General features: G+C 61.1%; 21 protein-coding genes, 1 tRNA gene and 1 pseudogene. 17 read left to right on the top strand and 6 right to left on the bottom strand.

The window, feature by feature from the left end; translation table 11 throughout:
* The 3 genes from QM780_RS07455 to QM780_RS07445 all read left to right on the top strand — a co-directional run bounded on the left by QM780_RS07455 (position 1) and on the right by QM780_RS07445 (position 1,735).
* A complete protein-coding gene (locus QM780_RS07455; RefSeq protein WP_415069838.1) occupies positions 1–435 on the top strand; it encodes a VOC family protein in 435 nt (144 codons plus the stop codon).
* On the top strand, positions 432–869 hold the full coding sequence (locus QM780_RS07450) for a CoA-binding protein (protein WP_415069837.1): 438 nt from the start codon (positions 432–434) through the stop codon (positions 867–869). The genes QM780_RS07455 and QM780_RS07450 overlap by 4 nt, the downstream gene beginning before the upstream one ends.
* Before the next feature lie 224 nt (positions 870–1,093).
* The gene (locus QM780_RS07445; RefSeq protein WP_415069836.1) at positions 1,094–1,735 is read left to right on the top strand and encodes a GTP cyclohydrolase II; all 642 of its coding nucleotides are present in this window, start codon (positions 1,094–1,096) and stop codon (positions 1,733–1,735) included.
* A gap of 75 nt (positions 1,736–1,810) precedes the next feature.
* Here QM780_RS07445 and QM780_RS07440 read toward each other — a convergent pair whose 3' ends face one another.
* On the bottom strand, positions 1,811–3,598 hold the full coding sequence (locus QM780_RS07440) for a glucan ABC transporter ATP-binding protein/ permease (RefSeq protein ID WP_415069835.1): 1,788 nt from the start codon (positions 3,596–3,598) through the stop codon (positions 1,811–1,813).
* Between the two features lie 258 nt (positions 3,599–3,856).
* On the opposite strand from QM780_RS07440, the gene QM780_RS07435 reads away from it, so the two are divergent.
* Positions 3,857–4,456 (top strand): cytochrome b, encoded by a 600-nt coding sequence (locus QM780_RS07435; RefSeq protein WP_415069834.1) that lies wholly within the window; start codon positions 3,857–3,859, stop codon positions 4,454–4,456.
* Positions 4,457–4,471: 15 nt separating this feature from the next.
* Here the strand turns inward: QM780_RS07435 and QM780_RS07430 are convergent, their stop codons facing one another.
* From QM780_RS07430 to QM780_RS07415, 4 genes are read right to left on the bottom strand one after another with little or no spacing between them, the layout of a single operon-like run.
* Positions 4,472–5,308: a class I SAM-dependent methyltransferase gene (locus tag QM780_RS07430; protein ID WP_415069833.1), complete on the bottom strand. Its 837-nt coding sequence runs from the start codon at positions 5,306–5,308 to the stop codon at positions 4,472–4,474.
* The gene (locus tag QM780_RS07425; protein WP_415069832.1) at positions 5,305–6,351 is read right to left on the bottom strand and encodes a glycosyltransferase family 4 protein; all 1,047 of its coding nucleotides are present in this window, start codon (positions 6,349–6,351) and stop codon (positions 5,305–5,307) included. Before QM780_RS07425 ends, QM780_RS07430 begins: the two co-directional genes overlap by 4 nt.
* Complete coding sequence (locus QM780_RS07420; protein WP_415069831.1) at positions 6,344–6,748, bottom strand: 6-pyruvoyl trahydropterin synthase family protein; 405 nt, start codon at positions 6,746–6,748, stop codon at positions 6,344–6,346. The genes QM780_RS07425 and QM780_RS07420 overlap by 8 nt, the downstream gene beginning before the upstream one ends.
* A gap of 9 nt (positions 6,749–6,757) precedes the next feature.
* Positions 6,758–7,795, bottom strand: coding sequence for a zinc-dependent alcohol dehydrogenase (locus QM780_RS07415; RefSeq protein ID WP_415069830.1), 1,038 nt, complete (start codon positions 7,793–7,795; stop codon positions 6,758–6,760).
* 19 nt (positions 7,796–7,814) lie between these two features.
* Here QM780_RS07415 and mdoH point away from each other — a divergent pair, with 19 nt between their 5' ends.
* Genes mdoH through QM780_RS07400 form a run of 3 tightly spaced genes read left to right on the top strand, consistent with a single transcriptional unit; the run spans position 7,815 to position 11,405 of the window.
* Entirely contained in the window at positions 7,815–9,617 is a 1,803-nt protein-coding gene (gene mdoH / locus QM780_RS07410) for a glucans biosynthesis glucosyltransferase MdoH (RefSeq protein WP_415069829.1), read from the top strand.
* Positions 9,604–10,365, top strand: a complete 762-nt coding sequence (locus tag QM780_RS07405; RefSeq protein ID WP_415069827.1) for an FkbM family methyltransferase — start codon at positions 9,604–9,606, stop codon at positions 10,363–10,365. The genes mdoH and QM780_RS07405 overlap by 14 nt, the downstream gene beginning before the upstream one ends.
* 26 nt (positions 10,366–10,391) lie before the next feature.
* On the top strand, positions 10,392–11,405 hold the full coding sequence (locus QM780_RS07400; protein WP_415069825.1) for a hypothetical protein: 1,014 nt from the start codon (positions 10,392–10,394) through the stop codon (positions 11,403–11,405).
* 9 nt (positions 11,406–11,414) lie between these two features.
* Here QM780_RS07400 and QM780_RS07395 read toward each other — a convergent pair whose 3' ends face one another.
* The gene (locus QM780_RS07395) at positions 11,415–12,308 is read right to left on the bottom strand and encodes a TIGR01459 family HAD-type hydrolase (protein WP_415069824.1); all 894 of its coding nucleotides are present in this window, start codon (positions 12,306–12,308) and stop codon (positions 11,415–11,417) included.
* 264 nt (positions 12,309–12,572) lie between these two features.
* Between QM780_RS07395 and QM780_RS07390 the strand changes: the two genes are divergently transcribed.
* The 10 genes and pseudogenes from QM780_RS07390 (at position 12,573) to rpoB (ending at position 22,957) form a co-directional block, all read left to right on the top strand.
* Positions 12,573–12,950: a YbjQ family protein gene (locus tag QM780_RS07390; protein ID WP_415069823.1), complete on the top strand. Its 378-nt coding sequence runs from the start codon at positions 12,573–12,575 to the stop codon at positions 12,948–12,950.
* A 142-nt stretch (positions 12,951–13,092) separates the two neighbouring features.
* Entirely contained in the window at positions 13,093–14,691 is a 1,599-nt protein-coding gene (locus QM780_RS07385; protein WP_415069822.1) for a hypothetical protein, read from the top strand.
* 135 nt (positions 14,692–14,826) lie between these two features.
* Positions 14,827–14,902, top strand: a tRNA-Trp gene (locus QM780_RS07380).
* A 91-nt stretch (positions 14,903–14,993) separates the two neighbouring features.
* Positions 14,994–15,191 carry a preprotein translocase subunit SecE gene (secE, locus tag QM780_RS07375; RefSeq protein WP_415069821.1) on the top strand — a complete coding sequence of 66 codons (198 nt, stop codon included), beginning with the start codon at positions 14,994–14,996 and terminating at the stop codon, positions 15,189–15,191.
* A gap of 50 nt (positions 15,192–15,241) precedes the next feature.
* Positions 15,242–15,817: a transcription termination/antitermination protein NusG gene (nusG, locus tag QM780_RS07370; protein WP_415069820.1), complete on the top strand. Its 576-nt coding sequence runs from the start codon at positions 15,242–15,244 to the stop codon at positions 15,815–15,817.
* 192 nt (positions 15,818–16,009) lie between these two features.
* Positions 16,010–16,456, top strand: coding sequence for a 50S ribosomal protein L11 (gene rplK / locus QM780_RS07365; protein ID WP_415069819.1), 447 nt, complete (start codon positions 16,010–16,012; stop codon positions 16,454–16,456).
* A 4-nt stretch (positions 16,457–16,460) separates the two neighbouring features.
* Positions 16,461–17,210: a 50S ribosomal protein L1 gene (gene rplA, locus QM780_RS07360; protein ID WP_415069818.1), complete on the top strand. Its 750-nt coding sequence runs from the start codon at positions 16,461–16,463 to the stop codon at positions 17,208–17,210.
* Between the two features lie 335 nt (positions 17,211–17,545).
* A complete protein-coding gene (rplJ, locus tag QM780_RS07355) occupies positions 17,546–18,067 on the top strand; it encodes a 50S ribosomal protein L10 (protein WP_415069817.1) in 522 nt (173 codons plus the stop codon).
* A 104-nt stretch (positions 18,068–18,171) separates the two neighbouring features.
* A complete protein-coding gene (gene rplL / locus QM780_RS07350; RefSeq protein ID WP_415069816.1) occupies positions 18,172–18,549 on the top strand; it encodes a 50S ribosomal protein L7/L12 in 378 nt (125 codons plus the stop codon).
* 243 nt (positions 18,550–18,792) lie between these two features.
* Positions 18,793–22,957: pseudogene (rpoB, locus tag QM780_RS07345) on the top strand (DNA-directed RNA polymerase subunit beta).
* The last annotated feature ends 119 nt before the right edge of the window (positions 22,958–23,076 follow it).

Raw genomic sequence — 23,076 nt, 5'->3', positions numbered from 1 at the left:
GTGCAAGCTCGCATTTCGTTCGTCACGTTGGGCGTGGCGGACGTCGGAAAGGCTCGGAAATTTTATGAAGCGTTGGGCTTTAAGGCATCCCCTGCGAGCCAAGACGCCGTGACTTTTTTTGATGCAGGGGGCGTTGTGCTCTCGTTGTTTGGTCGTGCCGCGCTGGCTGAGGATGCCGAGGTTCTTTCTGGAGGTGAGGGTTTCTCTGGAATTTCTCTGGCCCATAACGTCAATTCAGAGGCTGAAGTTGAGCAGGTTCTACGTGAAGCGGTGAACGCGGGCGCGAAGTTGCGGAAGCCTGGGCAGAAGACATTCTGGGGTGGTTATTCCGGATATTTTGCCGATCCGGACGGCCATCTCTGGGAGGTCGCTTTCAATCCATTCATGCCGCTCGCTGCCGACGGCAGGGTCACGCTGCCAACGGACTCCGAATGATGCGCGACGGCCTGGACGACGCGACGATCCGCGCAATCCTGACGCGCGTCAAAACCATCGCCATGGTCGGGGCATCACCCAAGCCGGAGCGTCCGAGCCATGGCGTCATGCGCTTTTTGCTCGACCGGGGATACATCGTGCGGCCGGTTAATCAGACCGTTGCCGGTAAAACCATTCTCGACCAATTCGTCTACGCATCGCTTGCCGACGTGCCGCCTCCGATCGACCTGATCGATATCTTTCGCGCGCCCGAGGCGGCGCTTGCCGTCGTCCGCGAAGCGATCGCCGAAAAAGATCGCCTCGGGATAAGCGTGATTTGGATGCAACTCGGGGTGATAAACGAGGAAGCCGCCGCCCTGGTCCGCGAAGCCGGGCTGACCGTCGTGATGGACCGCTGTCCCAAAATCGAATTCGCAAGACTGATGCGCGGCTGAGAAACCTTTTCTGGACTTATTCCGGTTCCAGTCGAACGGCCTCGCCCGCGTCATCCTGACGTCCTAAATCTTCCCAACGGCTGTGCCCACCTTAGGGTGTCGGCGGAGTTCTTTGCCTTCGGCTGTTCCCTAGGGAACACCGGAGAGGCCATCGCGGCAGGAGACTTTGCGTTCCAACCGCAAATGAGGCATATGCCTTTTCGAGATCCCGGAGCGATTTAACGATGAAGTCGGGTGCATTGACGTCCGTGAAACTGCCAGCCGATTGGTCCGTCGAGACCATTCTCCCCATCGATTTCCAGGGCAGGGAGTTGATGCTCGAGGCGCATGCCTATCAGGGCGAAAGTCCGGAAGAGCAGATTCTGGTTCTGATTCATCGCGATGAAAACGCGATCAACGGTGCGGCGCCCATTCCGATCGTCCGCGTTCATTCCGGCTGCGTCACGGGCGACATCTTCCATTCGCTGCGCTGCGACTGCCATCAGCAGCTTCAGGCCGCGCTCAAGATCGTCAGCGAGGCGCCTTATGGCGCCATCGTTTACGTTCCCTATCACGAGGGCCGCGGCATCGGCCTGTTCAAGAAGATCCAGGCCTACGCGCTGCAGGATCGGGGGCTGGACACGATCGAAGCCAACATCGAAGTCGGCGCACCGATTGACAGCCGCGACTATGGCTTGGCGGCGCGAGCGCTTCGCGATCTCGGCATGCAGGAGATCAAGCTCCTGTCGAACAACCCGGCAAAAGAGCAGGCGCTGAAATCGCACGGCATCCGCATCAGCGAGCGCGTCCCGCTCGTCGCCGAACCGAATAGGTTCAATAAGCGCTATCTCGACACCAAGCGCGCACGCATGGCGCACAAGCTCTAACTTTTCCCTCACCACTCTTCGCGCCATCTCTCCCAAGGGGAGAGGCTCGGGGAGGGGCACAAACGCAAGAAGTGGTCAGCCGCTCCGGTCGACATCTGCATCGGGAGCGTGTTCCGTAGTCTTCGGCACCGTGAAGCCGCCCTCGGCGACGAGGCGTGAGAACAGGCCGCCGCTTTCCGCGAGTTCCATGAATTGCCCGTGCTCCACAATCCGGCCCTGGTCGAGCACGAAAATCTGATCGGCATCCGCTACGGTCGACAACCGGTGCGCGATAACGAACGTAGTGCGCCCCGCACGGAGCGTATCGAGCGCCCGCTTGATCTTGGCCTCCGTCTCGGAATCGAGCGCGCTCGTCGCTTCATCCAGGATGAGGATCGGCGCGTCCTTCAAGATCGCGCGCGCGATCGCGATCCGCTGCCGCTCGCCGCCCGACAGCGCCAGTCCGCGCTCGCCGATCATGAAGTCATAGCCGCCCGGCTTGCGCATGATGAAGTCGTGAGCTTCTGCGAGCCGGCTAGCGCGTTCGACATCGGCATCGGTGGCATCCGGCTTGCCGATCCGAATGTTGTCTCCGATCGACCTGTTGAAGAGGCCCGCATCCTGGAACACGACCGCAATCGTGCTTCGAAGCGAACCGAGCGTCACTCCGGCGATGTCCTGGCCGTCGATCAGGATGCGCCCGGATTTCGGCTTCAGGAACCGCTGCAGCAGCCCGATGGTCGTCGATTTGCCGGAGCCCGTCGGTCCCACGAAGGCGACGGTCTCTCCGGCTTTCGCCACGAATGAAACATCGGAAATTCCTTGCGTGCCGCCGTCGTAACGGAACGTAACGTCGTCGAACGTCACGGCGCCGTGGCCGGTGACAAGCGCCTTGGCGCCGGGAGCATCTCTGCCGGCGCTCGCTTCATCCATCAATTCGAACAGCGCCGTCAGCGTCGGGGCCTGCTGGTCGATCCGCACCGCGAAACCCGAAAGCTGATCGAGCTTCGAAATGAGCAGCGTTGCGAATGCGACGAAACTGACGATCTGCCCGACCGTCAACTCGCCGCGACCGACCAGGATTGCGCCCGCCGTGAAGATGACGACCATCGTCAGCGTCGCTGCCGACCGCTGCATGACGGTCAGCACGCCCCACCACGTCAACACCGGATATTGCGCCGACAGAAGATCGCCCGCGAGCCCACGCAGCGAGTCGGCCTCAGTCTTAAGCCGTCCATAGCTTTGCACGACGGTCACGTTGCCCAGAACATCGACCACGCGGCTCGACAGCGCCGTCTCATGCGCTTCGACGGCCGCTTGTCCGACGGCGGTCCGCTTGACGACGAACACATGCATCAGCGTGTAGGCTCCCGCCAGCGCTACCAGAATTGTCGCCATGCGGACGTCCATCGCGAACGCCGTCGGCACCAGCAGGATGATGCCGAATACGGTGCTCAATTGCTCGCGCATGACGCCGAGCCAGAGCCAGAACAGTGCGCTCATGCCCGCCAGGATCGTCCGGATCGTCGCCCCCGATCCGCGCGTCGCGTGCGTGCTTTGTGGCAGCGCGATGGTCTTCTCGAAAATACTCGCGAGATGCGCGAGCTTCTGCCGATGCGCAAGCCGGTCGGCGTTGATGCCGACGACGACGCCCGCGACGATTCCGAAGAGCCCTAACAGCGCCCAAAGACCGATATATGTAAATGCGCTCTCACCCTTGCTCAGCGCATCGACCACGCGTCCGAATAGGATCGGCTCGGCCAGCTGAGTGACCGCAATGACGATGCCGGCCGCCGCAAGGCCAATCGCAAGATATTTCTCGGACGCGAGGAGGGCGAGCGAACGCGTGTAGATTGCGACGAGGCCGAGCGGTTTCGTTTTCATGTCGAGAGGCTATGAGAGAATAGGGGAAGGACCGTTGGCGTTGGGCGAAGCAGGCCGCCGTCATCGCTTCCGCGCCTTATAACACGCTGAAATATGATGACATCTGAGAAATGCACTGCAAAGACATAAACACGCTGTCGCTGGCGCCGATCGCCAGTTTGAGCGAGGCCCGCGGCCCGAAACGAAGGTCCATGTTCTTGACGGCGGTGACGTGCTGTTTGATTGTGATCTGAGACATCAGCGGCGAGGCTGACGGCCATGGCGCAGGATCCGAAATACGATCTCCCCACATACACGCCGACGGCGCGCGGCCTGCATTGGTTGCTCGCGCTTCTTATCTTCATTCAGCTGCCGCTCGGCTTTTACATGTCCTATCGCGGCAACGATATGCCGTCGGTCGATGAGAAGGGCCAACCGGTCAAAGGCGTCTGGGATGCGTTGACGGGATTTCTCTATAGCTCGCATAAGCTCATCGGCTTGATCGTGTTGGCGCTCGTCGTCTGGCGGCTGCTCTATCGTTTGACACGCGGTGCGCCGCGCTCCGATCCGACCGTTCCGCCTGCGCTGACGGGCGTCAGCCATCTCGTGCACTGGGCGCTTTACGCCTTGCTGCTCGTGGTGCCGATCCTCGGTTTCCTTGCGATCTCGTATGGCGATTATCTCGACGTTTTCAATTTTCGTCTGCCGGCGTTCGTCGACAAGAACGAAGATCTCTCGAAGGAAATCTTCGAATGGCACGAGACCGGCGCGATCCTCATTATCGCATTCGTCGTGCTGCATATCGCAGCTGCCATCTATCACCGCTTCCTGCGCAAGGATCGCGTCGTCGAACGCATGATCCCGAAGCGCGTGGCCTGACGAACTCTGCTGTCGCTACGACGGCACCGCGAAAACATCGGTGTGTCCGACCAGCGCCGCGCTGCGTTGAACGTTGACCCACGCGATGATGGTTTTTTCATCGACGCCGCCTTGCTCCGTCACCGCGACCGCGAAGCCGCGAGCCAGTTCCTCGATCAGCATGCGGTCGGCGCGTTCGAGCCGCCACGGGCTGTCACCTTCGAACGCCAGATAGCCGTTGATGCGGAACTGATCGACAAGATGCGACGCGGCGAGCGGACCGGCCGCCGGCCCAAAACCCTTGTCCCGCATCTGATGGCGCTGAAACGCCGCCGTCATCTGATTGTCGGCCGGCCGGTGCGGCGTCCATTTCTGCAGGCCGTTATAATTCAGCGTCGCATAGAATGCCGCCGACGCCGCCACCACGGCTTTTGCGAATTCGCGGATGTAGTCCTCCGACGTCAGATCGAAAAACGCCGAAGCCGTGACCAGCTCTGCTCCGCTCGTGCTTATGAGGTTCTGCGTTTCCCGCGCCAGATCGGCCGATTTGAACGTCACACGAATTTTGCGACCGCTTTTTTCGAGTTCCAGCGCTTCACCATCGCTTTGATAGCTGTCGGCCCAGCGTGCAAGCTTCGCGCGCGCCGCTCCAAGCAAATTGGCGTCGCGGTCGACAAGTGTCCACATCTGCCGTGAGGGCAGAAGCGGCGCCGTCGCCCGCAGGTTCGCGCCTGTTCCGGCGCCGAGATCGAGAACCGTCAGCGTCTCTCTCAATGCAAAGCGCGCCGCAACGGTGCTGGCAACTTCGCTGTTTCGCGCGCGCACATCGGCGGCCTCGCGAAGGTCGAGCCATTCCGAGGAAAATTCGTTCACGGTCGAAGCCCCAGGATTACCGCCGCGAAGCGCCGCGCCGTTTCATGCCAGGTCGGAAGGGTACGTCCCGCCTCCCAGGACGCGTCCGCCAGCCGGTCGCGCAGCTTTTTGTCGGTCAACGCGCGCTGCAGGGCGATCGTGAGTTCGGCCACGTTGCCCGCCTCGACATGGAGCGCCGCTGCTTCGCCCGCCGTGTCGGCCGCCGCGCCTCCGGCTGCGAGCACGATCGGCAAACCGCGCGCCATGGCTTCCGCCAGCACCATCCCATAGCCCTCGAAAAGGGATGCCGACACGAACAGATCGGCGCTCTCGTAAAACCGTTCGAGCGTCGCCGGCACGACTTTGCCCGCGAGCGTCACCCGGTCTTCCAGTCTGTGTTTCTCGATGGCGCTCTGGACCGCTTCGACTGCCTGCGGATGCCGGTCGAGCGCCCCGGCGATTGTCAGCCGCCAATCGATATCCTTCAGAGGCGCCAGCGCTTCGACGAGCAGGTCATAGCCCTTACGCGGCAAGACTGCGCCGACCGCGAGGATCTGCAGCGGCGCGCCGGTTCCGGTTGCCCGCTGCGCCGGATCGGTCCCGGGCTCCGCGACGGTGATCTTCTCAGACGAAATTCCCATCTTGTCGGTGACGATGCGTTTCGTCACCCGGCTCGTCACGATGATGTGGTTCGCGCGCTGGAGGGCGCGTTCCTCGCTTTCTTTCAATTCGACCTTGCGCCCGTGCGGCAGTCCCGTTTCCAGAAACAGAGGATGATGCACGAGACCGATCACGCGGCCTTTGATTTCGTCCAGCACCGGCTCGGAAAAAGCCCCATAAGCGAGGCCGTCGACCACCAGCACCGAACCTTGCGGCCGCCCGGCAATGATCCGCCGCGTCTCTTCCAGGTCATAATCTGTGGGGTTGGGGAATGACGCCGGCAACGGCAGCACTCGAACCGCGACGCCGAAATCGGGCAGCAGCTCAATCACCCGGCGGTCGTAGGCATAACCGCCCGTCGCCGTTTTCAAATCTCCCGGAATGGCAAAAATCGCCTCAGCCACTGATCGGCCCCTCGTAGCTGGCGCGCGCCAGATCGGTTTCCGACAGCGTCACACGGATCCGCGACAGCGTCTTGCCATCGTCGCCGAGCGCGCCCGACAGCGCCGCCGCCGCCATCCGGTCGAACACGTATTTGCAAAGAAACTCCGTCGTTGTCAGCTTGCCCTTGAAGTGCGGAAGCACGTCGAGGTTCTGATATGCGAGCGGTTCGAGCGTCTTGCCGAGAACATCAAGGGCTGCCCCGATATCGACGACGACGTTATGCGCCGTCAGCTTCTCTCGAAAGAACGCGACATCGACGACGAACGTCGCGCCGTGCAGGTTCTGCGCCGGTCCGAAGAATGGATCGGGCAGCGAGTGGGCGATCATGATGCGGTTGCGGACTTCGACGGAGAACATGGAGCGGCGTTACTCGGCTGTTTGATAGCGAATGATGGGCGGCAGATCGGACGACGACCAGATGCGTGGCAGTTCCGCCGGTAGATTCTCGAAGCGAATTTCGTCCACGACAAGCGCATCGAGGCGATCGTCGTCGAGAAGTTCGATGGCACGGGCGAGCCGGTCGGTGCGCGTGACTTGCGCGCGATGGCTCGCCGCGACATGCCCGACCTGCGAAGATTGAATCTTCAAGCGCCGGCTATGAAAGGCGCCGCCGAGTTTCAGCGACACCGGCTCCGATCCATACCAGCTCATCTCGATGATCGTTCCCTCAAATCCGCAGGCGTCGATCGCGGCCTCGAGGCCCGCACCGGTCGCGCTGGTATGAAACACGATCCTGTTGTCTTTCGGAACGTCGGCCGGTGACACGAACCGAATGCCGAGCGCGTCGGCGAGGCGCCCACGATCAGGGTTCACGTCTAGTATCGCAACCTCCGTCCCGGCAATCCGTCGGGCGAGATAGGCCGTGAGCAAACCCACAATTCCCGCGCCGATCACAAGCACACGGTCGCCGAGTGCTGTCCCTGCATCCCAGTGGGCATTGAGCGCGGTTTCCATGTTGGCAGCCAACACGCCCCGGCGCGATGATACGGCATCGGGTAGCAGCGCCGCCATCGCCTGTGGCACCACGAAATTATCTTGATGCGGATGCAACACGAACGCGCGTTTGCCGATGAGATGGTCCGCTCCGGCCGCGATAACGCCCGTCGCCGAATAGCCGTATTTGACCGGGAATGAGAATTCTCCGGCCTGCAGCGGCGCGCGCATTCGCGACCATTCACTCTCGGGCACGCGACCGAGTGCGACGAGGCGCTCGGTGCCGCGGCTGAGAGCGGAATATTCGGTGGCGATCCGCACGGCTCCGGGTGGCGTCGGCGCAAGGCGCTCGGAGCGGATCTCGGCCATGCCGGGCTTCACGTGCCAGAGCGCGCGCGCGACCACGATCTGGCCTTGGCTGCGGCGTGTCGCCTTGGCATTGGACGGAAGAGTGCTCTGCGGGTCATTCATTGCGAAGGATTGGTCCGTAATGACGATCGGGGCCGAGCGGGACGCGATGTTGAAGCCTGACGCGGTAGATATGGCCGACGCCGAGAGCCTTACGACCCCCGCGGGCCTTGATGCAAGAGCGACGCTCACCCGCCGCCGCCGCATTGTTCTGCTGTTCAACGTGACGACATGGCTGCTCGTCGTCGCGATCACCGCGAGCCTCCTGTCGCAAGGCGGCTGGACGATAACCGCGGCAGTCATGGTCATTTGCGTGGCATTGGGCATTCCGTGGCCGATTCTCGGTTTCTGGAACGCTGTCATCGGCCTGTGGCAGCTTCATGGGCGGCGCTCGGGAGCCACTAACCGATCGGCATTTTCCGATTTCGAGACAGGTCGCCGGCCTATCACGGTTAACACCGCCGTGCTGATGACGCTTCGCAACGAGGATCCTGCTCGCGCCCTGCTGCGGCTGAAAATCGTCAAGGCGAGCCTCGACCGCACATCCGACGGTGCCCGCTTTTCTTATTTCGTCTTGAGCGACAGCAACCGCGAGGACCTCATTCGCGAGGAGGAGGCTCTGGTCGCCGAATGGCGCGCGGCCGATCCCGACGGCGATCGCATCGTCTACCGTCGTCGCACCGGTAACGAAGGCTTCAAAGCCGGCAACGTCCGCGACTTCGCCGCGCGCTGGGGCGCGGACTACGAACTGATGCTCGCTTTCGATGCCGACAGCTTGATGACGGGCGACGCCATCGTCGGCCTCGTGAATATCATGCAGAACCATCCGCGCATCGGCATCCTGCAAAGCCTGGTCGTCGGAATGCCGTCCTCGTCGGCATTTGCGCGTATCTTCCAGTTCGGTATGCGGCTCGGTATGCGCACCTATACGATGGGACAGGCCTGGTGGGTCGGCGACTGTGGGCCGTTCTGGGGCCACAATGCGCTCGTGCGCATCAAGCCCTACGTCGAGCATTGCCAGCTCGACGGCCTTCTCGGCGGTGAACAAATTCTGTCGCACGATCAGGTCGAAGCGGTGCTGATGCGGCGCGCCGGATACGAAGTGCGCGTGCTCCCCATCGAGACCGGCTCCTACGAAGATAATCCGCCCGACCTTCTCGAATTCATGCGCCGGGATGCCCGCTGGTGCCAAGGCAACCTGCAGTACTTCCGTTTGATCAGCTTGACGGGGTTGCTGCCCGTAAGCCGCTTTCAGCTGTCGTGGGCGATCTTGATGTTCCTCGGCGTCCCGGCCTGGACGCTCGCGGCCGCCCTTTTGCCGATGCTGGCGCTTAACGCCCAAAATGTCGCAGATTTCCGCTGGCATACCGTAGAAACGCTGTACGCGGTGCTTTTTGTCATGCACCTCGCGCCGAAGCTTGCGGGCGTTGTCGACGCGATCATGATGCCCGGCGAGGTCCACCGTTTCGGCGGGAGCGCGAGGTTTGCACTGAGCGCTGGTATGGAGATTTTGTTTTCGTTGCTTCTCAGCGCCATGACGACCATTCGAACATCTATATTCATGCTTGCTTTGATCTTGGGAAAATCAGTCTCGTGGAACGGCCAGCAACGTGACGGCGCGGGAATTTCGTGGCCAACGGCTTTCGCGGCCCTTTGGCCACAGCTGCTGTTTGGAACGACTCTCTATGCGGCGCTTGCCGTCATTTCTCCGCCGTTGCTGATCTGGAGTTTGCCTTTGACCGCTGGCTATCTGCTCGCCGTTCCATTCGCCGTCATTACCGCAAGCCCATCCGTCGGTCGCGTTTTCCGCCGCTATGGTATTGCCGGAATCCCGGAGGATTTCGATCCGCCGCCGGAGATCAAGTCGCTCGATGCCGGACGGTAGCATGGTCTCGCAAGCTCTGAGCGGCGTCTTTAGATCGTTGCGCATCTATCTTGGCCCCGACGCACCACGAGACGCGATGGACGAACTCTATCGCCGCTTCGTTGAGCCGGGCTCCCTCGTTTTCGACATCGGCGCGCACGTCGGAGATCGCGTTTCGTCGTTTCGCCGGCTTGGTGCCCGCGTCGTCGCGGTCGAACCGCAACCGCTGCTTTTCTCGGCACTCAATCACATCCACGGCCGCGACCCGCTCGTTGAGATTGTCGATCGCGCGGTTGGAGCCGACGCCGGCGTTCGCGATCTTTTTGTCAATACCGCTAATCCCACCGTCTCGACTCTGTCGGAAGATTTTGTCCACCAGGCCGACGGCGCCCGCGGCTGGGAAGGGCAGGTGTGGGACGTTCACATCCCGATCGAGATCGTAACGCTCGACGGTCTCATCGCGCGTTACGGCATGCCGGCGTTCATCAAGATCGATGTTGAGGGTTACGAAGATGCGGTTCTGCGCGGTCTCTCACAACCTGTCAAAGCCCTGTCGTTCGAGTTTACGACCATAGCGCGCGATGTCGCGATGGCGTGCTTCGATCGCCTCTCCGCGCTCGGTGACTACCGCTTTAATCTCTCGCTCGGAGAAACCCAGAAACTCGACTTCGACCATTGGCGTTCTGATCAGGAAATGGCCGCTCACCTGAGCAATCTGCCGCATGATGCGAATTCGGGCGACGTTTATGCGATGCTCGCCCCATACTGAGACCATCAGCCGAACCGGAGAATGGAATGCCATCGTACGTTCGTTTGCTTGCTTTGATTATGCTTTCGCTCGCCGCGCCGCTCGCGTGCGCTCGCGCCGCATCGCTCGATGGCCTTGGCGTCGACGTGCAGAACCAGAGCGAGCCTGTGCTCTGTGCCGAAAAGGACAATGTCGCCGTCGCATTCTCCAACAAGAACGTCCGCTCATTCCGCATCGAGGCGGCGCATCCTGTTTATCTCTCTTCCGCAATGCGCAGTAACATCGAGCCTGATTGGACGGCGTGCGATATGTCCACCGATCCTGTGTTCAAGGCACCCGTGCCGCCGAAGAAAGTCACTCTCGTCGGCGAGCCGGACTTATGGCTTGTCGGCTACACATATCCTTCGTTCTGGCGCCCTGCGACCGCGACCGTGCGCATCGGCGACAAGGTCTACAACAGCATTCACATGCTCCAGGTCTGGGTGCTGAAGGATGGCCGTGCCGACGAGGTGCTCGTGCTTTATCCGCAGGACGGCTATTGGCGACCGCGTCCGATGACGCCCGCCAACATGGAAGTCACAGCCTACGGCTCGTCGTTCCTCATCGGCCCGATCGAAAAGGAAGGCCGTCCGCTCGTGAAGATCAAGGAAGCCGCTTTCGATCCCGACAAGCGCCAGTTCACGCTGACGTTCGAACGGGGCGGCACTGCGACCGTGAAGATAGCGAGCATCGATTCCAATCGTCTGGCGCTCGACGTCGCGTTCGACCACGGCATCGACGGCGGCCCGTTCGCCATGCTGCGCTCGATGTACGTGACGGAATTCAATAACGACACCGCGCGGATTGCCGTTCGCGAACACGGTGCCAAAGGCTGGCGTGAGGAAAATATCATGAAGTTCGACCACGCCCGCGCCACCGATATCTGGATCGGTCGGTTGACGCCTTCGCAGCACAACACGACCTCGCCCGATGTGGTCTTTAACAGCTTCTCGGATGGGCCCGAGCCGAAGCGTCCCAAGGCCGAAATACCGCCGGAAGTCTCGACTAAGCCGATCAAATAGACGGAGCAGCTACCACATCAGCTCGAGCATGGCGCCGATTGCGGGCGGCGCGTTCGCTCCGAATAGATCGGAGAGCTTGTTCGCCGACAGGTCTATTCCCTCAACGGTCTCGTGCCGGTGAATGCCCGATGCGATAAATAGCGCGTCGCAACCCCAATTCTGCGCGCCTTTGATATCGGTGCGCAGAGCATCGCCGATGACAAGCGTCCGTTTTTTTTCGACGTTGGCATTGCGCAGCGCTTCGGCTTTGTGATGCGCCGCCTCGTAGGCGCTGAGGTAAGGCTTTCCCGCCCAATAAACCTCGCCGCCCATGTTGGCATAGAGATCGGCAATCGCACCGGCACAGTAGAGCAGTGTTCCGCCGACATCGACGACCAGATCCGGATTGGCGCACACAAATGGCAGCCGTTGATCGAGGGCGTGTTCGAGCGTTTCGCGGTAGTCGTCGGGCGTTTCTCGCCGGTCGTCGTTCAAGCCCGTGCAGATGATCGCTTCGGCGTCGCGAAGCTCGACCGAACGTGCATTGAGCGCTGAGAACAGCGCCTGATCACGATCCTGCGGTCCGATGCAATAAAGGCGCTGAAACTTCCGGTCCTCGACATGGCCGAGCGCGATATCGCCGGAAGAGACGATGTCGTCCCACGCCTCCCTCGGCACGTGCCGGGAATCGAGCATGTCCGCGACACGTTTTTTCGGAACCGGAGCATTCGAAACGAGGATCACCGCGCCGCCGCGCTCGCGAAATTTCCGAAGCGCTAGGCAGGCGCCTTCGAAAGCAGTGACGCCGTTATGAACAACGCCCCAGACATCGCAAAAGATGACGTCGTAGCGCTCCAGCATCGGTCCTGCGTGCGCCAGAATCGGTGGAACCTTGGAGGCGGCGCGATGTGATTGCTTTGGCAAATTCTGTCCCGATCAATTGCAAGGACCGCTTGTCTTTCCGGAACGAAAGTCGAGGTCCAACGTCGCTAGGCCGGGTCAGTTAAAGGTCATGCAATTGGCAATCAAGAACATTTCCCCCATCTGCGCGATGGCGGCCTGAAGCGGGTAATGCACGAAGATCCCGCGATTTATCGCTTCTGCCGTCGTCATGCACCGAAAGTCGCGATAGCTTCGGCGCAGAAAGATGTCCGGCACCGAGCCGGGCGCCACAGGAGAGGCCGCGTCATGCTTGTCGTCACGACCAATGAAATCCAAGGCTATCGCATCGTCCGTCATCTCGGACTCGTCCGCGGACTGACCGTGCGCTCGCGCAGTGTCGTCGGCAATCTCGGTGCTGCCGTTCAGATCTTCTTCGGCGGCAACATCTCAGTCTACACCAAGCTCGCCGAGCACGCGCGTCAGGAAGCCTTCGATCTTCTTGTCGAACACGCGCAGAGCATGGGCGCCAACGCCGTCGTCGCGATGCGCTACGATGCCAACGAGATCGCCGCGGCCGTGACCGAGGTTCTGGCATACGGATCGGCCGTCGTGGTCGAACCTGTCGGCGGTTCCGGCTCTGCGACGACCGAGACCGCCGGCCCTTGGACTGGCGCGGGCAGATAAGACTTCGCTCAGTCGGAATTTTATCTTCGGTGATACAGCGGCGCTCAAAACGGCAAGCCGGTTTGGGGCCGCCTGTGGACGCCTGTCCGGTTTGCAATTAGAGCTTTGTTGGGGAAGTCATGGTTGTCAGTGGGGGAGCCTCGTGACCACACGCGATGACGCGCGTTCGCCACTCTTTGCGATATTTGCCATTATAGGTTTTGTAGCGTTCGGATTTTTATCGTTCCATTTTCTGAAGCTTCAGAACATTTGGATCGACGAGTCGACCCAACTCTCAGGCATGACTTTGCCGCCTCACGAGTTGCTCGCGTGGCTGTCGGGCGTCGATCTCGGCCGCTTCGGCGTTCCCGGAGACCGAATGCCGCCGATCAGCTATTTGGTCGATCACGTCGGCTATCTGGCGTTTGGAAATCCGGCGACGAATATGCGCATATTGCACTGGGTTATTACCCTGATGGGGTTGGCCGTGCTGACGATCGCCGTGCGCCGCTCCTTTGGTCGGGGCGCCGCGCTTTTTGCGCTCGCGATGCTCGTCTTGTCGCCGAAGCTCATCGAGGCGTCGGTCGAAATTCGCGCCTATCCGCTCTTTTTTACCGAAGTCTGCATCATGATCGCACTTTTTCTCGATTTGTATGCCGACTGGAATGCGACCTCGGGAAAGAAATTATTTGGGTTCTTCGCTTGCGGCCTCGTCACGATTTACACGCACTTTTTCGGCCTGGTCGCATTGTCGGCGATGACCGCGGCGCTGGGCCTGCGCTATCTGAATAATCCTTCCGCGATTGTCCGAATTGTCGTCGGCTATGGCATTGTCGGGTTGCTGTTCCTGGGCATTCTACCTTTCGCTTCCGGCGCCGTTGCCATGTCGCAAGGTCCGGTGATCGCTGAGCCTCGGTCACTTTTGGCAGTTGCGACTTATTTTCCTCGCGTCCTGGCAGCGTCAGTGAATATGGTTTCGCCGCTGTCGGCGATTTTGTTTTTCGCCGGATGGCTGACGTTGGCGATCATTGCCGTTGCTTCGCCACTGATGCGAGACGGGCGCCAGGCATTGCGCGCGCCGGCCGTCGGACTGCTCATCGCTCTGATCGCCGGCCTGGCCGCGACTGTCCTGGCGTACTTCGTCACCGATCGCTTTGAACCGCTGAAGCCATCCTACAGCATCTGGGCGCTGCCAATGCTTGCCGTCATCGCGGCGGCAGGAGTGGCAGAATTGAATTTCCCAGCCGCGTGGACGCGTTGGTTCCGCGATGCCGGCATCGCATCCACCTTGGCGGGCGCTGCCCTGGCGTCCGTGGTGTTCTTCCAGGATGGGCGCATGTTCGTTCACGGCCCGCAAAAAGCACTTGATCGGATGATCGACGAGGCCGGGCCGTCTACCGCAGTCGTCTACGAACAGGGAGCCGAATGGGCGTGGGGTTATTTCCCGCTGCGCTATACGCGCGGCACAACGCTGGCCCAGTGGCGTTCAGATAAGACCGGCCCGCACCAGATCGTGGCGTTGGGCTGGGAAAGCCTACAGCCACCGACGGACGTCTCCGCTTTGCGCGGGTATCACCGGCTCGTCGTCGTCAACATCGCGACCAAAACCTTCAGGGACATCCGCCGCTTTCGCGATGGAGCGCCGACGGGACTGCAACCTGTGGTCATCTCTGCCGCTCTGGCCAAGGACGGATGGAAACTCGTGCGGACACAGGACGTCCCCGGCCTCTATAGCGCCAGCCTGTCTCTTTATGAGCGATAGCGGGGCATTTCGCAGGCGCGGCGCGGCCCGCCAGAAAAAAGGCGCAGCCGGGGCTGACAAGGCCTGAAACTTCGGTTAAGGGTGCACGCCCCGAAAGAGGCTGCTCGACGAAGGGCTCTGGCCCCCGTCAGGACTAGGGGTGTAGCTCAATTGGTAGAGCGTCGGTCTCCAAAACCGAAGGTCGGGGGTTCGAGACCCTCCGCCCCTGCCAGCCTCGTGGAGTTTGATCTGCCGACCGGCCGTGGCGAATGCCAAGGTCGGGTGCGGCATGTTGTCGCTTATGCGCACGGAAAGCAGTTTTGATGGCGAAGTTCAATCCCATAACCTTTATGCAAGAGGTTCGGCAGGAAGTCGCAAAGGTAACTTGGCCGACTTGGAAAGAGGTGTGGATCACGACTTTGATGGTGCTCATCATGGTCGCGCTCGCCTCTGTTTTCTTTTTGCTCGTAGACCAGGCGCTGAGCCACATCGTGCGTTTCGTCTTAGGGGTGGGCACCTGAAATCCGGCTCGCATATTTGGTTTAAGTGACGCGCCAGAGGGCCTTTGAGAATGGTTATCGCGCAAGAACGCGAAGATAAAGCAACGGTTGCCGGCACGCGCTGGTACATCGTGCACGCCTACACGAATTTCGAACGCAAGGTGGCTGACGCCATCCGCGAGCGTGCGAAGGCGGGCGGTCTCGATCATCTCTTCGAAGAGATCGTCGTGCCGACGGAAGAGGTCGTGGAGATCAAGCGCGGTCGCAAGATTCCGACCGAGCGGAAATTTCTGCCGGGTTACGTGCTCGTCAAAATGAAGATGACCGACGCGGCGTTCGTGATGATCAAGAACACGCCGAAGGTCACGGGCTTCCTCGGTGCCGACAACAAGCCGATGCCGATCCCGGAAGCTGAGGCGATGCGGATCCTCAATCAGGTGAAGGAAGGCGTCGAGCGTCCGAAGCCGACGATCACCTTCGAGATCGGCGAGAACGTCAAGGTCGCCGACGGTCCGTTCGCGTCGTTCACCGGCGTCGTCGAGGAAGTCGACGAGGAACGCTCGCGCGTCAAGGTCGCGGTTTCGATCTTCGGACGCCCGACACCGGTCGAACTCGAATTTACGCAGGTTGAGAAGGTGCCGGCCTGAAGACGCTTTGCAGCGCTTAAGGCAATTGAGAATTCCGGCGGCATGCCGTCGGAGACCGCATCGAGGCTTTGGTTTCGGTGCGGCGATGTGCGGGAGGACAGGCTTTCCATTTCGGCAAGCTCGTCCGTTGAACCGCTAACCCTGAGCATCGGCGCCAGCGCGCGCAGAATGCTCTAACACTGAAGGGGAACTATGGCGAAGAAAGTCGACGGCTTTATCAATCTACAAGTACCGGCAGGGGCGGCCAATCCGTCGCCGCCGATCGGTCCCGCGCTTGGCCAGCGCGGCGTCAACATCATGGAATTCTGCAAGTCCTTCAATGCAAAAACGAAGGACCTCGAGCAGGGTACACCGATTCCCGTGAAGATCACGGTCTACTCCGACCGTTCCTTCACGTTCGAGATGCGTCAACCGCCGGCGACGTATCTCATCAAGAAAGCAGCAGGTCTGCGTCCGACAGGCAAAGGCGGTCAAGGTTCGAAAGAGCCGGGTCGCATCGTTGCCGGTCAGGTCACGATCGCGCAGTTGAAAGAGATCGCCAAGGGCAAGCTCAAGGACATGAACACCGACGACATCGAAGCCGCCGCTCGCACGCTTGCGGGCAGCGCACGTTCGATGGGCCTCAAGGTGGTGGAGTAGTCCGATGGCAAAAGCTCAAATCAGCGCTGAGAAGATCAAGGAAACGCAGGAGGCCGGTGGCAAGCGCATGTTCGCCATCAAGCAGGGCCTGCCCGCAGGCAAGGCTTATGGCGTCGCCGAAGCAGTGAAGATCATCAAGGAACGCGCCAAGGCGAAGTTCGACGAGACGATCGAGGTCGCCGTCAATCTCGGCGTCGATCCCAAGCATGCCGACCAGATGGTCCGCGGCGTCTGCAACCTGCCGAACGGCTCGGGCCGCACGGCTCGCGTTGCCGTGTTCGCACGTGGCGCCAAGGCGGAAGAGGCGAAGGCCGCAGGAGCCGATATCGTCGGCGCCGAAGACCTCGTCGAGATCGTCTCGAAAGGCACGATCAACTTCGACCGCTGCATCGCGACCCCCGACATGATGGGTCTCGTCGGCCGTCTCGGTAAGGTGTTGGGCCCGCGCGGCCTGATGCCGAATCCGCGCGTCGGCACGGTGACGATGGATGTCACCGGCGCCGTCAAGGGTGCCAAGGGTGGCTCGGTCGAGTTCCGCGTCGAGAAGGCGGGCATCGTGCACGCCGGCGTCGGCAAGGCGAGCTTCACCGAAGAAGCTCTGGTCCAGAACATCAAGGCGTTCATCGACGCGGTCGTGAAGGCGAAGCCAACAGGGTCCAAGGGCACCTACCTCAAGAAGGTATCGGTGTCTTCGACGATGGGTCCAGGCTTGAAGCTCGACACCGCATCCGTCGCATCGGGACCGGTCGCTTAAGTTTGAAGAATTCCGGGGCAACCCGGAAAACCCCGAACCGGTGCGGTTTCGCTTCGGTTCGGCACTGTCCGAGATTGTGGGTGCTGATCCGGCCTGCCGGTGACGCCTAAGTCTCTCAATCGCTGAGAGCCCGCATGAGACAGAAGCAGTGGATCGGATTTGAGGCGAGAGCCTGATGTCCGGTTTGAACCTTCTGGGTCAGCACCGTGCCGCTCATCTGTGCGGTCCACGGGAACGAGGACAGACAAGTGTCGCCCTATCCCTCACCGGAGACGGCGGCAAAGGTGCAACCCGCGGGGCTTCGCGAATGAAGCTTCGCAGCAAGGAGACGAGACGTGGATAGAGCCGCGAAACGTGAGCTCATCGACAGCCTTCACACCACGCTGAAAAGCACGGGTGTGGTGGTCGTCGCCCACAACACCGGCATGGTGGCCTCTCAATCCGCAGAGTTCCGCAAGCGCCTCAAAGAGGCAGGCGGCTCTGTGAAGGTGGCCAAGAACAAGCTGGCAGCTCTCGCACTCAAGGATACCGACGCTGAAAAGCTTTCTGATCTTCTGACAGGGCCGACCATTCTGGCCTTCTCGAAAGACCCGATCGCCGCAGCGAAGGCGACCGTCACGTACGCCAAGACGAACGACAAGCTCGTCATTCTCGGCGGCGCGATGGGCAAGACCATCCTTGACGCGAAAGGTGTGCAGGCTCTTGCCGATCTGCCGTCGCTTGATGAACTGCGCGCCAAGATCATCGGCCTCTTGAACGCTCCGGCGACCAAAATCGCCCGGACCATCAAAGAGCCCGGTGCCAAGCTGGCCCGCGTCATTCAGGCCAAGGCGTCGAAGGAAGAGGCAGCAGCCTAACCATCGGAAGTTGTGGGGCTTTGAGCCCTCGAAGAGCTACGCAGCACGGCCCAGAGGGGGTGCTGCAATTCAACCACTAGGTTCAAACCGTAAGGACACTATATATGTCGAAGATCGAAAAAATCGTTGATGACCTTTCGAGCCTCACCGTGCTCGAAGCCGCTGAGCTTGCCAAGGCTCTGGAAGAGAAGTGGGGCGTCTCGGCCGCCGCTGCTGTTGCTGTCGCTGCTGCTCCGGCTGCCGGCGCTGCTGCTGCTCCGGCCGAAGAGCAGACGGAGTTCACCGTTATCCTGAAGTCGGGCGGCGACAAGAAGATCAACGTCATCAAGGAAGTTCGCGCCATCACGGGTCTTGGCCTCAAGGAAGCCAAGGACCTCGTCGAGGCCGGCGGCAAGACCGTCAAGGAAGGCGTCTCGAAGGAAGATGCTCAGAAACTCAAGAAGCAGCTTGAGGATCAGGGCGCCGTCGTCGAGGTGAAGTAAATTTCACATCAACACCGGCTGGGTCGCTCCCGGCCGGTGTTGATGCCTGTGCATACCGCACCCGGCTCAGACGCCGGATGCAAATGAAAAGACGGTTTTCCGGAGGGTCCTGGGGTTCTCGAACCTCGAAAAAGGACCCTCCGGTGAACCGTTTCCAGAGGTCCTGATTTCCTGGGGACCCTGAACGCGTCGCATTGGATCTCGGGGCCCCCGCCCCGCAAACGAGAGCACGAAGGGACCGATATGGCTCAAACCCTCACCAGCCGCAAACGCCTCCGGAAGCAATTTGGTTCTATCGGCGAAGTCGCGGAGATGCCGAACCTCATCGAGGTTCAGAAAGCATCTTACGATGACTTCTTGATGGTCAAAGAGCCGCCGGGCGGCAGGCCGGATGATTTCGGCTTGCAGTCGGTGTTCAAGAGCGTTTTTCCGATTTCCGATTTCGCCGGCAAGTCGACGCTTGAATTCGTCAGCTACGAATTCGAGCCGCCGAAGTTCGACGTCGACGAGTGCATGCAGCGCGACATGACGTTTGCCGCGCCGCTGAAGGTCAAGCTGCGCCTGATCGTGTTCGATGTGAACGAGGAGACGGGCTCGAAGTCGATCAAGGACGTCAAGGAACAAGACGTCTACATGGGCGACATGCCGCTCATGACGCTCAATGGCACCTTCATCATCAACGGCACCGAGCGCGTCATCGTCTCGCAGATGCACCGTTCGCCGGGCGTCTTCTTCGACCACGATCGTGGCAAGACGCACTCTTCCGGCAAGCTGTTGTTCGCCGCTCGCATCATTCCCTATCGCGGTTCCTGGCTCGATTTCGAGTTCGACGCGAAGGACAACGTCTATGTCCGCATCGACCGTCGCCGCAAGCTTCCGGTGACGACGATGCTCTATGCCCTGGGCCTCGACGACGAAGAGATCCTGGCGCACTTCTACAAGCATATTGCCATCAAGGAATCCAAGCGCGGCTGGAAGATGCCGTACATGCCCGAGAAGTTCCGCGGCATCACTCCGCAGTCGGATATCGCCGATGCCAAGACCGGCGAAGTCGTGGCGCGCGCCGGTGAGAAGATCACCGCACGGCGTTCGCGCGAGATTGCCGAGAACGGCGTAAAAGAGATCCTGATTTCCGCTGAAGATCTTGCGGGCCGGTTCATCGCCGAGGACATTGTCGATCTCGAAACCGGCAAGATCTTCGCCGAAGCCGGCGACGAACTCGACGCAAACCTCCTGGCCGAGCTCAAGGAGCAGAAGGTCAAGGAATTCCACGTCCTCGACATCGACTATATCAACGTCGGTGCGTTCATCCGCAACACGCTCAACATCGACAAGAACGCCAATCAGCAGGAAGCGCTGATGGACATCTACCGGGTCATGCGCCCGGGCGAGCCGCCGACCATTGAAGCTGCGACCGCGCTGTTCCAGGGGCTGTTCTTCGATCCCGAGCGGTTCGATCTGTCGGCCGTCGGCCGCGTCAAGATGAACATGCGCCTCGAACTCGACGCGCCCGACACGATGCGCGTTCTGCGCCGTGAGGACATCCTCGCGGTCGTGAAGACGCTTGTCGATCTGCGCGACGGCAAGGGTGAGATCGACGACATCGACCACTTGGGCAACCGACGCGTCCGCTCCGTCGGCGAGCTGATGGAGAACCAGTATCGCGTCGGCCTGCTCCGCATGGAGCGCGCCATCAAGGAGCGCATGTCGTCGGTCGATATCGACACGGTGATGCCGCAGGATCTGATCAACGCCAAGCCGGCGGCCGCCGCCGTGCGCGAGTTCTTCGGCTCCTCGCAGCTGTCGCAGTTCATGGACCAGACCAACCCGCTGTCCGAGATCACCCACAAGCGCCGTCTCTCGGCACTTGGACCCGGCGGCCTGACGCGTGAGCGCGCCGGCTTCGAAGTCCGCGACGTCCATCCCACGCACTATGGCCGTATCTGCCCGATCGAGACGCCGGAAGGCCCGAACATCGGTCTCATCAACTCGCTCGCGACCTTCGCGCGCGTGAACAAGTACGGCTTCATCGAGAGCCCGTATCGCAAGGTCGTCAACGGCCGCGTGACGGACGACGTCGCGTACCTCTCCGCCATGGAAGAGATGCGCCACCACGTTGCGCAGGCCAATGCCGCCATCGATGCCAAGGGCAAGATGACGGAGGACCTCGTCACCGTTCGTTATCAGGGCGACGTGATGCTCGTTCCGACGGACAAGGTCGACTACATCGACGTGTCGCCGAAGCAGCTCGTGTCGGTCGCGGCCGCGCTCATTCCGTTCCTCGAGAATGATGACGCCAACCGCGCCCTCATGGGTTCGAACATGCAGCGCCAGGCCGTCCCGCTGATCAAGGCGGAAGCCCCGCTGGTCGGCACCGGCATGGAAGAGCGTGTCGCCCAGGACTCGGGCGCTGCCATCGCTGCACGCCGCACGGGCATCGTCGATCAGGTCGACGCAACCCGTATCGTCATCCGTGCAACGGAAGAGCAGGATCCCTCGAAGCCGGGCGTCGACATCTATCGTCTGCGCAAGTTCCAGCGTTCGAACCAGAACACCTGCATCAACCAGCGTCCGCTGATCAACGTCGGCGATCACGTCAAGGCTGGCGACATCATCGCTGACGGTCCCTCGACCGAACTCGGCGAGTTGGCGCTCGGTAAGAACGTACTCGTCGCGTTCATGCCGTGGATGGGCTACAACTTCGAAGACTTCGATCCTGATGAACGAACGCGTCGTCTCCGAGGACGTGTTCACCTCGATCCACATCGAGGAATTCGAGGTCATGGCCCGCGATACGAAGCTCGGACCTGAGGAAATCACGCGCGATATTCCGAACGTTTCGGAAGAAGCGCTGAAGAACCTCGACGAAGCCGGCATCGTCTACATCGGCGCCGAAGTCCACCCGGGCGATATCCTGGTCGGCAAGATCACGCCGAAGGGCGAAAGCCCGATGACGCCGGAAGAAAAGCTTCTGCGCGCCATCTTCGGCGAAAAGGCGTCCGACGTTCGCGATACCTCGCTTCGTCTCCCGCCCGGTGTCGCCGGAACGATCGTCGAAGTCCGCGTCTTCAATCGCCACGGCGTCGAGAAAGATGAGCGTGCGATGGCGATCGAACGCGAGGAGATCGAACGCCTCGCCAAGGACCGCGACGACGAATTGCAGATCCTCGACCGCAACGTCTATGCGCGTCTCAAAGACGCGCTGATGGGCAAGGAAGTCGCCAAGGGTCCGAAGAACGCGCGCAAGGGCACGATCATCGACAACGCCATTCTCGATGACATTCCGCGCAGCCAGTGGTGGGAAATCGGCCTTGCCAACGAGAAGGCGCAGGCCGAGGTCGAAGCCATTCAGAAGCAGTACGAGGACGCCAAAAAAGGTTTGGGTCTTCGCTTCGCCGACAAAGTCGACAAGCTGCAGCGCGGCGACGAGCTGCCGCCAGGCGTGATGAAGATGGTCAAGGTCTTCGTCGCGGTGAAGCGCAAGATCCAGCCGGGCGACAAGATGGCCGGCCGTCACGGCAACAAGGGTGTCGTGTCGATGATCGTCCCGTCCGAAGACATGCCGTTCCTCGAGGACGGCACGCCGGTCGACGTCGTTCTGAACCCGCTCGGGGTGCCGAGCCGCATGAACGTCGGACAGATCCTCGAAACGCATCTTGGCTGGGCCTGCCGTGGCCTCGGCCGCATGATAGACGATGCATTGCATCAGTTCCATGAGAGCGGCCAGGCGCAGGCTCTCCGGGATCAGATGTCGCGCGTCTATGGTCAGGATGTGATCAAGCCGTCTCTGAAGGACGAAGACCTCGTTGGAGTCGCTGAAAACCTGCGGACCGGCGTTCCGATCGCGACACCCGTGTTCGACGGTGCGCGCGAAAAGGACATCGTCGAGATGTTGCAGCTCGCTGGCTTCGATACTTCCGGTCAGGTGACGCTATTCGACGGCCGCACGGGTGAGCCGTTCGATCGTAAGGTGACTGTCGGCTACAAGTACGTTCTGAAGCTGCACCACCTTGTCGACGACAAGATCCACGCGCGTTCGATCGGACCGTACTCGCTCGTCACCCAGCAGCCGCTGGGCGGCAAGGCGCAGTTCGGCGGCCAGCGCTTCGGCGAAATGGAAGTCTGGGCGCTCGAAGCCTACGGCGCCGCCTACACGCTGCAGGAAATGCTGACCGTGAAGTCCGACGACGTCGCGGGCCGCACCAAAGTCTACGAAGCGATCGTCCGTGGCGACGACGCGTTCGAGGCGGGCGTGCCGGAAAGCTTCAACGTGCTCGTGAAGGAAATGCGCGCTCTGGGCCTCAACGTTGAACTCGTCAACAGCGAGGTGCCGCAGATCGAAGCCGAAAACGATCAGCCGGAAACGCCGGAAGCGCCTCAGGCGCAGCTTCCGCCAGCGGCTGAATAACACGATCTGACCCTCTCCCCCGTGCGGGGAGAGGGAACCAACCCTCGCCCGTCCGCACGCACGCGGGGCGAGGGCCTGAAAATTCCACGGGCACGGGTTCCCCAGCCGCGCCCACGAGG

It is taken from the genome of Hyphomicrobium sp., assembly GCF_047600905.1.
GTDB lineage: Bacteria > Pseudomonadota > Alphaproteobacteria > Rhizobiales > Hyphomicrobiaceae > Hyphomicrobium_B.
Note: the sequence above shows the minus strand (reverse complement) of the source record. Positions and strands in the feature narration are given on the sequence as shown.